This window comes from Geobacter hydrogenophilus (assembly GCF_018501225.1).
Lineage (GTDB): Bacteria > Desulfobacterota > Desulfuromonadia > Geobacterales > Geobacteraceae > Geobacter > Geobacter hydrogenophilus.
Map to the genome: position 1 here is coordinate 114,091 of NZ_JAHCZI010000005.1, position 13,684 is coordinate 127,774.

The window sequence follows — 13,684 nt, forward strand, 5'->3', positions numbered from 1 at the left end:
CCGCTGTTTCAGCCGAAAATTTTCCCCAACAATTCCAGAAGCCGTCCGTTTTCCTCAGGCCCCCGTACGGCAATTCGGAAAAACCGGTCCGAAAGCCCCCGGAAGGAGGAGCAGTCCCGAATCAGGACCCGCTCGGCGAGAAGCCACGCGGCCAGCTCCGGCGCCGTGGGGCCGGCGTCGAGCCGCGCCAGGAGGTAGTTTGCCGCCGAAGGATAGACCGCAAGCCCCGGCAGCGCGGTAATGCCGGCGTCGAGCCGCACCCGCTCCGCCTCCACGAGGGAGCGGGTGCGGGCCGGGTAATCCCCGTCGGCCAGGCAGGCGAGGCCCGCGGCCTGGGCCAGGGTGTTGACGCTCCAGGGCTCCCGCAGAGCCGCCAGCCGGGCGATCACCTCTTCGCTCCCCACCGCGTAGCCGAGCCGCAGCCCCGGAATGGCGTAGAACTTGGTCATGGAGCGGAGCACCACGCCCCCCCCTTGGGCCACGAGATCCTTGGCCGATTCCTCCTCGCAAAAGTCGATAAACGCCTCATCGAGAACGAGGAAGATCCCGTGGCGGCGGCAGAGGCGGATGACCTCGGCAACGACATCGCGGGGGATAAGCACCCCCGTCGGATTGCCGGGGTTCGCAAGAAAGAGGAGATCGCAGCCACTCGCCAACCGTCGGTCCAGGGCATCCAGCGACAGGGCAAAGCCATTTCCCGGTGAGAGGTCCAGGTAGTCGATCTCCCACCCGGCCCGGGAGAGGCCCTTTGCGTATTCGGAGAAGGGGGGGGCGACGATGAGCCCCCGTCTGCCGCCTGTCAGCCGCGGCATCAGGTAGATAAGCTCAGTAGAACCATTGGCGACGCAGATATTTTCGGGAAGAAGATGATGGTGGCGAGCCAGGGCATCCCGCAGCTCCGTGGCCCCACTGTCAGGGTAGTGGACGAGCCGGTCGAAGGCAGCCGCGACCGCCTTGCGCACCCCTGCCGGGGGGCCGAGGGGGTTGATGCTCGCCGAAAAGTCGAGGATCTCATCGGAGGAAACGCCCAGTTGACGGGCGACGGCGAAGACCGTGCCGCCGTGGTCGAATATCTCTTTCATGGAGCAGTGACACCTCGAAGCGCAATGGCCCCCCACCCAAGGAGGAGGAGCCCCTCTGCGCCGTACATAAGTCGCACGGCCCCTCGCCAGGCCGCTGAATCAAGGGGGTTGAGGGGGTCGCCGATGGTCGGCTTCGCCACCGGCTTGCCAAAGTAGACGTTGGTTCCCCCGAGCCGCACGCCCAGGGCGCCGGCGGCGGCCGCCTCGGGGATGCCGCTGTTGGGGGATGAGTGGTTGCGGCCGTCCCGGAGCATTATCCGCCAGGCGTTAATGCCCGAGAGCCCCACCAGGGAGGCAGCGAGGGCCATGAGGAGCCCCGTGAGCCGCGCCGGGGCAAGGTTTGCCAGGTCGTCGAACCGGGCCGCGGCCCAGCCGAAGCGGAGATACCGCTCGTTTTTGTACCCCACCATGGAATCGAGGGTGTTGACCGCCTTGTAGGCCAGGGCCAGGGGCGCCCCGCCGACCATGAGGAAGAGGAGCGGGGCGATCACTCCGTCCGAGGTGTTCTCGGCCACGGTCTCCACGGCGCCCCGCCAGATCTCCGGCTCGGGGAGTTCCGCCGTGTCCCGCCCCACGATGTATGAGAGATACCGTCGGGCCTCCGGCAGGTCGCCTTTCATCAGGGCATCGGCCACCAGCCTCGATTCCCCGTGGAGGGAGCGGGCCGCCAGACAGGTCCACCCCAGGATGGCCGACACGACGGCTCCTGCCACGGGATGGATGAGGGCGGCACCATTCACCAGGCTCCAGGCGGCGCCGGCGGTTATGCCGACGACCAGCAGAAGGAGCAAGACCCCGCCGACACGCTCGTTTGTCACCAGCCGCCGCAGGAGTTTCTCCAGCACCGCGATCAGCTTGCCAATGGCCACCACCGGATGGGGGAGCCAGCGGGGGTCGCCGAAGAGGAGATCGAGCAGAACCGCAGCCAGGACAATCGCCCAGGCCTCGATCACCGGGCAATCCCGCAGACAGCCAGAAGCCGCTCCATGTCCAGGTGCTTCTCCAGGTGGGCCGCCAGAAGATCAAAGGGATCCTCCTGCGCTTCAGCCGCGGGGCGCTCCTCAAGTCCCTTGGCCCGCCGGAGCTTATTGAGGAAGGCAGAGCGGAACCCGGCGTTGTCGAAGATGCCGTGGAGGTAGGTGCCGAAGACCCGGCCGTCGCAGGAGACGGCGCCGTCCAGCACCTCCACCGTCCGCCCCGACCGCTCCGTGGCCCGGGCAAAGGGGCGGACGCTTGGCCCGAGGATCGTCTCCCCCATGTGGATCTCATACCCCTCCAGCTCCCCCCGGCAGCGGGGAGCCACCTGGTACCCCGCAGGCAGCAGCTCCGCCCGAGCCTGGTGGGTGGCCTTTTTCTCCAGCATCACCGTCACCACATCCAGGAGTCCCAGCCCCTCGGCTTCCCGGATGCCCGACTCCACGGCATGGGGGTCGGAAACCCGCTTCCCCAGCATCTGGTAGCCGCCGCAGATGCCGACGATGGGTCCCCGGAAAGCCCGGATCGCCTCGAAGAGCCCCCGCTCCATGAGGAAGTAGAGGTCGGTGGTGGTGGCCTTGCTCCCCGGGATAATGAGGAGGTCGAGCCCCCGGAGCTGGTCCGCCCCTTCCACGTAGGTGAGACGCACGTCGGGCTCCGCCTCCAGGGCGTCGAAGTCGGTGTAGTTGGAGATCCGCGACAGTTTCACCACCCCGATGTTCAGCTTTTCTCCCGGCCCCCGGCCCACGCTTGCCGGTCCCCGCTTCTCCAGCGCGACGCTGTCCTCCTCGGGGATGCGGAAGCCACTGAAGCAGGGGACTACACCGAGGACCGGCACGCCGGTCCGCTTCTCCACGAACTCGATTCCCGGCGTCAGGAGCGAGGCATCCCCCCGGAACTTGTTGATGACGATGCCGGCAATCCTCTCCCGCTCAGGGGGTTCCAGAAGCTCCAGGGTCCCCACGATCTGGGCGAAGACCCCGCCCCGGTCGATGTCGGCCACGAGGATTGCCCGGCACCCGGCCATCTCGGCCACCTTCAGGTTGGCGATGTCATGGGCCTTCAGGTTGATCTCGGCGATGCTCCCGGCCCCCTCGATGACCACGACGTCGTGGGCCGCGGAGAGGCGGTCAAAACTTTCCCGTACCCGCTCGAAAGCCTTGGGTTTGTAAGCGTGGTAGTCCCGCACCGACATGTTCCCCACCACCTCACCCGCGACGATGACCTGGCTCCCCGTGTCGGAGGAGGGTTTCAGGAGGATCGGGTTCATGTCCGTGTGGGGCGGGATGCCGCAGGCCGCCGCCTGCACCGCCTGGGCCCGGCCGATCTCCCCCCCCTCGGGGGTGACCGCCGAGTTGAGAGCCATGTTCTGGGACTTGAAGGGGGCCACCCGAAGGCCCCGGTTCCTGAGGATACGGCAGATGCCGGCCGTGAGAACCGATTTCCCCACATCGGAAGCCGTACCGACCACCATCACGGCCTTGCCGGAATTCAAGACCGGCAACGGCGTGACGGCTTCCAGTTTCTTCCTCTCCCCCTTCTCCGGACCCGCGTCGCCGGATGCGGCCCTATAGCCGCGCGGCGTCACCATCCGTCCCGCCGGATCGACGAAGGTGGCGGAGTTCCCCACGATGACCAGGGAGAACATGTCGATGGGGTGGTCGAGCATTCTTCCGAGGGTGGTGACGGTTCGCTCCTCCCCCTCCCGCAGGGCATTGCGGACGATCCCCACCGGTGTATCGGCGGGCCGGGTGGAGAGGAGGATCTGCCGGGCCTCTTCGATCTGCTGCACCCGTCCCTTGCTCCGGGGATTGTAGAGGGCCACCACGAAATCGGCAGCGGCCGCAGCCACAAGCCGCCGCTCGATGAGATCCCACGGAGTCAGGAGATCCGAGAGGGAGATGACGGCGAAATCATGCATGAGGGGAGCGCCGAGGACCGCTGCCGCCGCCTGCACGGCCGAAACGCCGGGAACCACCACGATCTCGGGGGGGGCGGCCAACTCCGCCGCCAGTTCCAGGGCGAGCCCCGCCATGCCGTAGATGCCGGCGTCGCCGCTGGAGACCAGGGCCACGGTCTTCCCCGAGGCGGCCAGGTCCAAGGCCTCACGGCAGCGCTCCACCTCCTTCATCATGCCGGAGGAAACGATCTCCTTCCCGGCGATGAGGGGGGCGATCAGGTCCAGGTAAGTCTTGTACCCCACCACCGCGTCGGCGGCGTCGAGGGCCTCGTTGGCCTGAAAGGTCATATGGTCGAGGTCGCCGGGACCGATGCCGACGACGTAGAGCTTGGACATTTGGAACCTCGAATCAGGGACTTGGCATCAACCGATATACCAGGTTTTGCGCTCAGATTCGGGTCAGATTTGTCGTTCCTGATTGAGCAAAACCGCAGGCGTAGCAGGGCTACGTCGAGGATTTTGCGATTGAGGGAGCGGCAAAGATGGCCAGGAGATGAGACGTAAAACGGTATATTGGTTGATTCCATGTCCCTTAGGGGATTTCAGCGATGGCGAGCGTCACGTTGCCGCTCTTGATCTTCTGCAGCAGCAAACGCCCGCCGTTGGATGCGAGCACTGCGGCCGGCTCCGCGACGCCAATGGCGCCGATGGCCTCCAGGGCATGGGCCGAGGGGGGTGACGGCACGGAGACGCCGTTCAGTTCCTCGCTCCCGAAAAAGCGGAGCGGCAGACCGTGCTCCCGGGCAAAGTCCAGGAGCCCCGCCTCCTCCCGCTTGGCCTCGGCGCTCCCGATGCAGGCGACGCTCTTTAGGGAGAGGAAGAGGCGCTTCATCTGGACACCAACCACCTCCCCGATCTCCCCGGCCTCGGTGCCACTATTGCAACCGATACCGAGGACCAGGTTGCGGGGGCGAAGAACGAGGAGGCTGTCCGCCTGGGTCTGGGGGGGAAGCCGCCGGTTGGTAACGAAGACAAAACCCTTGGCGCCGCTCTGGAGGGCCTCCACAAAGGTATCGTGGAAGGTGAGCCGGGCCGTGCCGTGAAAGGCGGTCCGCACCCGGTCGGTGGGGTCCACCACGGCGATCTCCTCTCCCTCCAGGATGAGCGCGTTCAGGGTCTTTACCCGGCAGAGGTCGTCGATGGCCCACCCCTCCTCCTTGGCCAGCATGTCGAAGGAGGGGAGGTTGTTGGCGTCGGTGGCCGTAGTGATCACCTCCCGGGCGCCGGCCACGAAGGCGCAGCGGCAGGCAAGCTCGTTGGCGCCCCCCAGGTGCCCGGAAAGGAGGGAAACGGCGAACTTGCCGGCGTCGTCCATCACCACCACCGCGGGGTCCACATCCTTGGCAGCCAGGTGGGGTGCCACCATCCGGACCACGATCCCTGCGGCCATGATGAAGACGAACCCGTCGAAGGCGGGCCAGAGTTCCGCCACAAGCCCCTTCAGCTCACCCGTGAACGGCACGGCCCCCTTCCCCGCCTGCCCGACGAACTTCTGGAGGACGTACAGTTCCCCGTTGCCGAGCCCGTCCCGCAGCTGCGTGCCGAGCCGGGCACCGTTGCGGGTTATGGCGATGATGGCGATGCGCATGAATGCCTCTCAAGCCGCTGAAGGGACAGGGGGCGTTACGTGACAATCCCCTTCCGAAATTCGTGGGAAAACGACCTGTCGTAGAGGAGCGACTTGCTAGCGAGCCCCTCCCGGCGCGCCTTCAGCACATCCCCCACGAGGATGATCGCCTGCTTGCCGATCTCCGCCTCGCGCACCTTCCCGGCGATGTCGGCCAGGGTCCCCTCCACCGTCTGCTCGTCGTGCCACGAGGCCTTGGCCACTACCGCCACCGGCGTGGCCGGGGTGTAGGCACCCTGCAGGAGCTCCGCCACCACCTGCTCCACCATGGAGACCGACAGATAGATGACGAGGGTCGCCCCGATCTTCGCGATTTCGGACAGCTTTTCCCGCTCCGGCACCGGGGTCCGCCCCGCAAGCCGCGTTATGATGACCGTCTGGGAGACCTCTGGCAGGGTCAGTTCCTGCCTGAGGGTGGCGGCAGCGGCAAAGGCGCTCGTCACCCCCGGAACCACGGCGTAGCCGATGCCGAGCCGGTCCAGCTCCGCCATCTGCTCCTGAATGGCCCCGTAGATGGAGGGGTCGCCGGTATGGAGGCGCACGGCCCGCTTCCCGTCCGCCACCGCCTGGGCCAGGACCGCCGTGGTCTCCTCCAGGGTCATGGAGGCGGAGTCGCACACCTCCGCATCGGGGGCGTAGGCCCGCACCAGTTCCCGGTCCACGAGGCTCCCGGCGTAGACAATTACATCCGCCTCACGAAGAAGCCGGGCACCCTTGACGGTTATGAGTTCGGCATCGCCGGGACCGGCGCCGATAAAATGAACGATGGTCACTAAGTGCTCCTACTTTTTCACAATCAAGAGCGACAGGTAATCGAGCTTCTCCCCCACGAACCGCTCCAGGTCAAAGACCACCTCTTCGTCGGCGGAACCGACCCGGCGGACGAATACCCCTTTCCGCTCCAGCCCCAACTCCTTCAGCAAGGCGTAAATCCGGTCGAAGACTCGGTTCACCTTCATGAGGATGACGGTATCGAAGTCGGCAAAAGTCCTGCGCAGTTCGTCGTCCTCGTAGGTGGTGGGGAGGATGGCGATCCGTTCGGCGGCCATCCCCAGGGGAACCCCGGCCACGGCCGCGGCGGCGTTGATGCTGGATATCCCCGGCACGATCTCTACAGGGATCTCCGGATAGTGCTCCCGGAAAATACGGTAGAGGTAGAGGAAGGTGGAGTAGAGGAACGGGTCGCCGATGGTGATGAAGGCCACGTCCTTCCCGGCCCGGACCCGCGCGGCTACCTGGGCGGCCGCCTCGTCCCAGAACGCTTCGAGCCCCTCCTGGTCCTTGCGCATGGGAAAGACCTGGGGAAGCACCTCCTGGCGGGAGGGGTCGATGAGGTCCTCCACGATGGAGAGGGCGTAGCTGGCCGCATCGGCCGCGCCAGTGGGAGCACAGATGACGGCGGCCGAACGGATGATCCGCTCGGCCTTTCTCGTCAGGAGTTCAGGGTCGCCGGGGCCGACGCCCACGGCGTAAATCCTTGCAGTTGTTTTTGACTCTTGCGGCACAGCAAAAAGCTCCAGTCCTAGGCGCGAGAAGCCTGAGGAATGCGGCGTACCCGATGGTACGCCGCAGTGACGATGGATTTGAGCAACAACGGAGATGGACTTTTGGCGAAGCCGCTCACTCTTCGCCTTTCCAGGCGGTGATGATATAGACAGGATTGTGGGACTCGAACATCTTGTACTCGGTGAGCCCCTTGGTCTTGGCCACGTTGATGCAGGCCACCTCCACCGTGTAGCCGTGGTCCTCCAGGAACTCCACCGCCTTGGTGAGGGTGTCGAGGGTCACGGCATTGAGGACGATGACCCCCTCGGATTTGAGGCGCCGGTCCACGGCATCGATGATCTCCTCCAGCATGCCGCCGGAGCCGCCGATGAAGACCCGATCAGGATCGGGGAGATCGTCGAGCCCCTCGGGGGCGAAGGCCTCCACCAGGGTCACGTTGCGGGCCACGAATTTCTTCAGGTTGTCGCGGATGAAGCCGAGGTACTGGGGGTTCCTCTCCAGGGCGAAGATCCTGCCGTTGGGCATCAGGTTCGACGCTTCGATGGAGACGGAAGCGCTCCCGGCGCCGATGTCCCACATGACGAGGTCATCCTGGAGCCGAAGCTTCGCCAGGGTCACCGCCCGCACCTCCTGCTTGGTGATGAGCTTCTTGGCAGTGGCGAACTCGTCGTCGTCGATGCCGATGACCGGGTACTGGGCCAGTTGGGGTTCCCACGCCTTGATGAGGATGAGGATGTTCAGTTCTGCAGCCGGCAGCTCCAGGAGCCCCTTCACGTCGGTCCTGGTGAACTTCTCGCCAGGAAGACCCAGGTTCTCGCAGAGCCACGCCTCGTACCCCTCGGCACCACGGGCGATGAGCTCCCGGGCGATGACCGCCGGGGTATTGTTCTTATCGGTGAGGACCGCCACCTTCTCGGCGGCCACGATCCGGTCCACCGCCCCCTTGAGCCCCCGGCCGTGGACCGAGACAAAGATGGCGTCGTCCCACGGCTCCTTGATCTGGGCGAAGGCGTACTGGACGCTCGTCACGTTGGGGAAGATCTCGATCCGCTCCTTGGGGAGGTTGCGGAGCAGAAACCGGGCGATGCCGAAAAAGTTCGGGTCGCCGGAGCCGAGGACCACGGTCCGCTTGTCGGTGCTCTTAAGCTGCTCCAGAAGGATGGAGAGGTCGCCCAGCTCCTGCTTCTTCCCGGTGAAGTCGGAGAAGATGTCCAGGTGGCGCTTGTGGCCGATGAGGAGCTCGGCCTTGCCGATGACCTCCAGGGCCTTGGCGCCGAACCCTTCCCACCCTTCGATGCCTGCGCCGACAAGGTAGATTTTCTGGTGAGGCATGGGGAACCTCCTTTGTTAACCTTCCGCCCGTTGTGATTTCAGGAGCAGTTCGAGCTGTCCGAGGAGCCCGGGCATGGCAACCGTCACGGCGTTCCAGACTTCATCCGGGTCCACATGGTCGTAGGCATGGATCAGAATATCCCGCATGCCGGCGATCTTACGCCAGGGAACTTGGGGATGGTCGCTACGGAATGTCTCCGAGAGACGCTTCGTAGCTTCTCCCATGACCTCGATCTGGCGTACGACGGCAGACTGAACCAGCAGATTCGAATCAAAGTTGTCTCTATCGATTCCAGCCAGAAAACTCTGGGCCAAGTGGGCCGCTTCGATAATATCCACGAGCGAGGCCAAGTCACGCGGCTTCATAGAAGATCTCCGCGGACTCAAGAATGGCCTTTCGCCGCAGTTCGTTCCGGCTTCGCTCTATCCCCTTGCGACTCACAAGATCCACCTTCCTGCCGAAGATCAACTGAAGCTCGTCCTGCATCTCCACATGGTCGAGCAGACTCCAAGCCGCGTCAGGGGCAAACGAGATAAGGACGTCAACGTCACTGTCGGGCCGGAAATCGTCGCGAAGGACCGAGCCGAAGAGGGAAAACTCCGTGATTTTCCATTTCTGGCAGAACTCTATGACCTTCTCTCGGGGAATAGGGATCCGGGGCTGCGTCATGGTTTTCTCCTCGGCGAAGCTACTCCATGCCGAAATTTTACCCGAAATATAGCACCGTTGAGTCGTACCCTGCCAGTAAAACCTTGATGTCGAGGGAAGGGGCCAGCCGTTGGGCTGCCTCCCGGGCCCGGAGGCAGACGAGCTCCATGATGGCACGATCGTGTCCCGACTCCTCCAGCACCTGGCGGGCGGTGTTGTAGCGGGACCAGGGACCGGGGACAGGGGACCGGGAACCCGATTTTTGGAGCCACTCCGCAAGCATTTGCAGATCCAGTTCCGAGGAGGAAACGTGGGTCTGCTCGTGGCCGCAGGCAATCTTGAGGAGCTTGGCGAACTGCCCCGCCAGGACAACGTGACGCACCCCCTTGCGGGCGCAGGCCCGGAGCGCGTACCCCACGTGGTCACCCATCATCACATAGGCCTCTTCGGGAAGGGCCTTCGCCTTCTGGGCCACCAGTTCGCTGGTCCTCCCCGTGGAGAGAACAACCGTTTCGCAGCCGCAGGCCCGGGCCACGTCCAGGGCGGCATCGAGGGTATCGGTCCAGGCCTTGGCGGAGATGGGGCGCACAATGCCGGTGGTGCCGAGGATGGAGAGCCCCCCCGCGATGCCAAGGCGGGCATTGAGGGTCTTCTTCGCCAGCTCCTCGCCGTTGGGGATGGAGATGGTGACGTGGAGAACCTGGGGAAGGCAGATGACGGAAAATTCCTCCTTCACCCCCTCGGTGATCATCCGCATCGGCACCGGGTTAATGGCCGGATTCCCCACCCCCACCCCGAGCCCCGGCTTGGTCACCGTGCCGACCCCCTTCCCGCCGTCCACGAAGATCATGGTCCGGGCGCCGGAGCGGTTCAGGGGCTCACGCCGGACCCGGGCATGGATCTCGGCGCCGTTGGTCACGTCGGGGTCGTCCCCCGCATCCTTCACCACAAAGCAGGAGGCGGCGCTGTCATCGAATTCCTGCCCCTGGAGGCGAAAGGCGACCCGCTCCCCCCGGGGAAGGACAAGCTCCACTTCCTCGACAATGCACTGCTCCCGGAGCATCCGGGCTGCCCCCTTGGCGGCGGCGGCGGCGCAGGCGCCGGTGGTGTAGCCGTGGCGAAGCTTCGGCTCCCCCACCACCTACTCCAGCACCGCCGGAAGCGACTGGCCGCTTGCCAGGAGCGCAAGGGCCCTGTCCCGCACCTCCCCTTTGCCGAGTTCTTCCTTGCCGACCATCTCCTCCACATCGATCCGGACGATGCCGGTGATGGCGAGCTTCTCCTCCCGGTAGGGGGCGAAGGATACGCCGGGCTCGTACTTTCGCATCAGGGCGTCAAGGGCCAGGACCTTCTCGGCCGGCTCCGTGACGAACCGCGCCCGGCCACGGACGATGACGCTGCGGTAGAGGTACTCGGCCCGGCAGGGGTTGTCGGGAATCCCTTTGACGTAGGCGATGGGGAGGTCCACCTCGAAGCAGACCCGCTCATCGTGCCGGATGTCGTCGAGCTTCTCCCCCTCCAGGGCGCAGTGGAAGTAGATCCGTCCTTCGTGCCAGGCAAAGTTCAGGGGCTTGATCATGGGCCAGCCGTCGCGCCCCACGGTTCCGAGGTGTCCCACGGGAGAGGCGTTCAGCAGCTCGATCAGAATGGAAAAGTCGGTAATCCGCTTGTTGGCCTTCCTCATTCCGCCTCCTCAGCCAGAATCAGCAGGGCATTCACCACGGCAGCGGCCACGTTGGACCCCCCCTTGCGTCCCCCGTTGGTGATGAAGGGGATGTCGGGAAATTCCTCCTCCAGGGCCAGGAGCGCCTCCTTGCTCTCGGCGGCCCCCACGAACCCCACGGGAAGCCCCACGATCAGCGCCGGCCGCGCCCCCTCATCCCGGATGAGGCGCAGCAGCTCGAAGAGGGCCGTGGGGGCGTTGCCGATGACGAAGATGCCGTTGCCCCTGTCGGCCGCCCCCTTGCGCATGGCTAGAATGGAACGGGTCACTCCAAGGGTTTTGGCCTCCCGGGCCACCTCCGGGTCGGCCACGAAGCAGGCGGCGCCGATGCCGAAGCGCTCAAGGCGCGGTTTGGCAATCCCCGACAGGGCCATGGTGGTGTCGGTGACGATCCCCAGCCCCTTGCGCAGGGCCGCCATGCCCCGGGCCACGGCCTGGGGTGAGAAGACCATGGAGCGGGCGTAGTCGAAGTCTGCGCTCGTGTGGATCGCCCGCCGCACCACCGCCCACTCTGCTGTCCCCCACGGGTGTGGCCCCACCTCGGCGTCGATGATGCGGAACGATTCGGCCTCGATCTCTTCAGGGGCCAGATGGACCGACATCAGTGCCACCCCGTGGCGGTGAGGGCCTCGGCGATCCGCTCCACTTCCACCTCGGCCAGCTTGCGGTGAACACCAAGGTGCGGCCCCATGGCGAATTCGACTTTGGGGTAGCGCTCCCGGGCCTGGGCCATCTCCTCGGGAAGGTCCTCCTGGACGTGGGCACCCACGAAGAGGAAGTAGGGCATCAGGAGCACCCGTCTCGCCCCTTGGGCCACGCAGGCGTCGATCCCCTCCTGAATGTTGGGGAGGTGCTGTTCCCGGAACGACACCTCCACGATGTCGTAGCCGGTCATCTCCTTCACCATGGCGGCGATCTCCCGCACGGCGTCGTTGGCCTCGGGGATGCGGCTCCCGTGGGCCATCAATAGGATTGCGGTTTTCATGGACTGCTCCTTTTCATTTCCAGTACTTCAACGATCTCCCGCCGCGCCTCGCCGATGGTGAGGGGAAGCCGGCGGAAGGGAAGGCCGTCCTCGTGCTTCAGCCGGTGGATCAGGTCGGCAATGTGAGGAAGCCGGAGCTTAACGCTCTCCAGCTCCGCCGGGGCAGTGAAGACCTCCTCGGGGAGACCGCTCCGAACGATCCTCCCCCGGCTCAGGATGTGGAGCCGGTGGAGGAAGAGTGGCACCAGGTCCACCGAGTGGGTCGCCATGACGACGGTGACCCCCTGGTCGCGGTTAAGCCGCGTCAGGAGCTCCATCATTCGGTACTCCCCCATGGGGTCGAGGCCGGCAGTGGGCTCGTCCATGAGGAGCACCTCGTGCCCCATGGCCAGGAGCCCGGCGATGCAGACCCGCTTTTTCTGGCCGTAGCTGAGGGCATGGATATTCTTGCCGGCCAGCTCGACCATCTCCACGGCGGCAAGGGCCTCCTCGACCCGCCCCTTCACCTCCGGCTCCCCAAACCCCATGTTGCGGGGGCCGAAGGCCACGTCCTCGAAGACGGTGTGGGCAAAGAGCTGGTCGTCGGGGTTCTGGAAGACGAGCCCCACGGTCCGGTAGATATCCCGGGGATGGAGTTTCCGCACGTCCCGGCCGTCCAGGAGCACTTGGCCGTCGTACTCCTTGACGAGACCGTCCATGATCCTGAGAAGGGTTGTCTTCCCCGACCCGTTGGAGCCGAGGATGCCGCAGAACTCCCCCCTTCCCACCTCAAGCCGGATGTCGGCCAGGGCCCGGGTGCCGTCCGGGTAGGTGAAGGCCCGAATATCCACGGAGAGGCGCGCTACAGCCACCGCAGCATCCCCATGGCCGCCACGAAGAGGGCCGAGGCCGCCACCTCGCCGGTCCGGAACGGCCGATGTTTCAGGAGGGGGAGGTTCCCGTCGTACCCCCGCTGCACCATGGCGGTGGTGATGGTCTGGCTCGTATCGAAGGCCTTGATTACCAAAGCGCCGGCCAGCATCCCGAAGGAGCGCAACCCCCGCCGGAAACCGGCGTAGCCGAGGCGGTTCCGCTGAGCCGCGTAGACCACCTGGGCATCGTCGAAGAGGACGAAGAGGTAGCGCCAGGCAAAGAGGGCCACGTCAATGAGCCCTTGGGGGACCCGCAGCCACGCGAGCGCCGCCATGAGGTCGGTAAAAGGGGTAGCGAATCCCACTGCTGCCACCACCGCCACGGCCCCGGCGATCCGGGCCGCGATGGCGCCCCCTTCCGCGAGGCCGTCACGGTGGGCCACGATCTCCAGGCCAAAGGGATGGAAGCTGAAAAGCGAATCTGTTCCGCTAACGAAGGTCTTGAGAATGAGCACCACCGCCGCGATGAAGAGGGGCTCGGCAAACCGCACGAGGATGAGCCGCACCGGCACCCGCAGCCAGAGGCAGAGGGCAAGGCCCAGTGCCGCCGCCAGGAGCGGAAAGGCGAATCCCGTGCAACTCACCACCATGACGAGGAGCGCCACTGCGGATAGAAGCTTCACGCGGGGGTCGAGCAGGGTAACCGGATGGGGGGAGGCCATGGGGTGCGAGAGTCTGTGTATGTTCATGATCCCCCCCGCCTCGAAGCGACACGCCCCTGGCGCTCACCCCTCTTCTCCGCAATGAGCATCCGCCACCAGTATCCAGCCGCGAATCCCCCAACGGCTCCGGCTGCCAGGAAAACAAAAAGGAGAAGGTCACCCTGGTCGGTATTGATGAGAGGGGTACGGGCCCCCCGCCCCTGCTCCCTGGCGATTTTCTCCACCACCGCCTCGTCGACCCCCGGCCACTTGTCGCCGGCGACCGCCCAGCC

General features: G+C 65.5%; 15 protein-coding genes and 1 pseudogene. All 16 read right to left on the reverse strand.

What is annotated here, in order from left to right:
* Positions 1 to 8 precede the first annotated feature (8 nt).
* Positions 9 to 1,082: a threonine-phosphate decarboxylase CobD gene (gene cobD, locus KI811_RS10235; protein ID WP_214186381.1), complete on the reverse strand. Its 1,074-nt coding sequence runs from the start codon at positions 1,080 to 1,082 to the stop codon at positions 9 to 11.
* The gene (cbiB, locus tag KI811_RS10240) at positions 1,079 to 2,035 is read right to left on the reverse strand and encodes an adenosylcobinamide-phosphate synthase CbiB (RefSeq protein ID WP_214186382.1); all 957 of its coding nucleotides are present in this window, start codon (positions 2,033 to 2,035) and stop codon (positions 1,079 to 1,081) included. The genes cobD and cbiB overlap by 4 nt, the downstream gene beginning before the upstream one ends.
* Positions 2,032 to 4,353, reverse strand: coding sequence for a cobyric acid synthase (locus KI811_RS10245; protein WP_214186383.1), 2,322 nt, complete (start codon positions 4,351 to 4,353; stop codon positions 2,032 to 2,034). The genes cbiB and KI811_RS10245 overlap by 4 nt, the downstream gene beginning before the upstream one ends.
* Before the next feature lie 196 nt (positions 4,354 to 4,549).
* A complete protein-coding gene (locus KI811_RS10250) occupies positions 4,550 to 5,605 on the reverse strand; it encodes a cobalt-precorrin 5A hydrolase (protein ID WP_214186384.1) in 1,056 nt (351 codons plus the stop codon).
* Between the two features lie 35 nt (positions 5,606 to 5,640).
* Complete coding sequence (gene cobM, locus KI811_RS10255; protein WP_214186385.1) at positions 5,641 to 6,417, reverse strand: precorrin-4 C(11)-methyltransferase; 777 nt, start codon at positions 6,415 to 6,417, stop codon at positions 5,641 to 5,643.
* 9 nt (positions 6,418 to 6,426) lie between these two features.
* Positions 6,427 to 7,110, reverse strand: a complete 684-nt coding sequence (cobI, locus tag KI811_RS10260; RefSeq protein ID WP_281875263.1) for a precorrin-2 C(20)-methyltransferase — start codon at positions 7,108 to 7,110, stop codon at positions 6,427 to 6,429.
* 154 nt (positions 7,111 to 7,264) lie between these two features.
* The gene (cbiE, locus tag KI811_RS10265) at positions 7,265 to 8,482 is read right to left on the reverse strand and encodes a precorrin-6y C5,15-methyltransferase (decarboxylating) subunit CbiE (protein ID WP_214186387.1); all 1,218 of its coding nucleotides are present in this window, start codon (positions 8,480 to 8,482) and stop codon (positions 7,265 to 7,267) included.
* Between the two features lie 15 nt (positions 8,483 to 8,497).
* Positions 8,498 to 8,848: a HepT-like ribonuclease domain-containing protein gene (locus KI811_RS10270; protein WP_214186388.1), complete on the reverse strand. Its 351-nt coding sequence runs from the start codon at positions 8,846 to 8,848 to the stop codon at positions 8,498 to 8,500.
* Positions 8,835 to 9,152 carry a nucleotidyltransferase family protein gene (locus KI811_RS10275; RefSeq protein ID WP_214186389.1) on the reverse strand — a complete coding sequence of 106 codons (318 nt, stop codon included), beginning with the start codon at positions 9,150 to 9,152 and terminating at the stop codon, positions 8,835 to 8,837. Before KI811_RS10275 ends, KI811_RS10270 begins: the two co-directional genes overlap by 14 nt.
* 37 nt (positions 9,153 to 9,189) lie before the next feature.
* Complete coding sequence (locus KI811_RS10280) at positions 9,190 to 10,269, reverse strand: cobalt-precorrin-5B (C(1))-methyltransferase (protein ID WP_214186390.1); 1,080 nt, start codon at positions 10,267 to 10,269, stop codon at positions 9,190 to 9,192.
* Positions 10,270 to 10,272: 3 nt separating this feature from the next.
* Complete coding sequence (locus KI811_RS10285; RefSeq protein ID WP_214186391.1) at positions 10,273 to 10,815, reverse strand: pyridoxamine 5'-phosphate oxidase family protein; 543 nt, start codon at positions 10,813 to 10,815, stop codon at positions 10,273 to 10,275.
* The gene (locus KI811_RS10290; protein WP_214186392.1) at positions 10,812 to 11,456 is read right to left on the reverse strand and encodes a precorrin-8X methylmutase; all 645 of its coding nucleotides are present in this window, start codon (positions 11,454 to 11,456) and stop codon (positions 10,812 to 10,814) included. Before KI811_RS10290 ends, KI811_RS10285 begins: the two co-directional genes overlap by 4 nt.
* A complete protein-coding gene (locus tag KI811_RS10295; RefSeq protein WP_214186393.1) occupies positions 11,456 to 11,839 on the reverse strand; it encodes a sirohydrochlorin chelatase in 384 nt (127 codons plus the stop codon). Before KI811_RS10295 ends, KI811_RS10290 begins: the two co-directional genes overlap by 1 nt.
* Entirely contained in the window at positions 11,836 to 12,690 is an 855-nt protein-coding gene (locus KI811_RS10300) for an energy-coupling factor ABC transporter ATP-binding protein (protein ID WP_214186394.1), read from the reverse strand. The genes KI811_RS10295 and KI811_RS10300 overlap by 4 nt, the downstream gene beginning before the upstream one ends.
* Complete coding sequence (gene cbiQ / locus KI811_RS10305) at positions 12,681 to 13,439, reverse strand: cobalt ECF transporter T component CbiQ (protein ID WP_214186395.1); 759 nt, start codon at positions 13,437 to 13,439, stop codon at positions 12,681 to 12,683. The genes KI811_RS10300 and cbiQ overlap by 10 nt, the downstream gene beginning before the upstream one ends.
* Positions 13,436 to 13,672, reverse strand: a pseudogene (locus KI811_RS18620) (hypothetical protein); the annotation flags it as partial. The pseudogene KI811_RS18620 and the gene cbiQ, both read right to left, overlap by 4 nt.
* Positions 13,673 to 13,684: the final 12 nt, after the last annotated feature.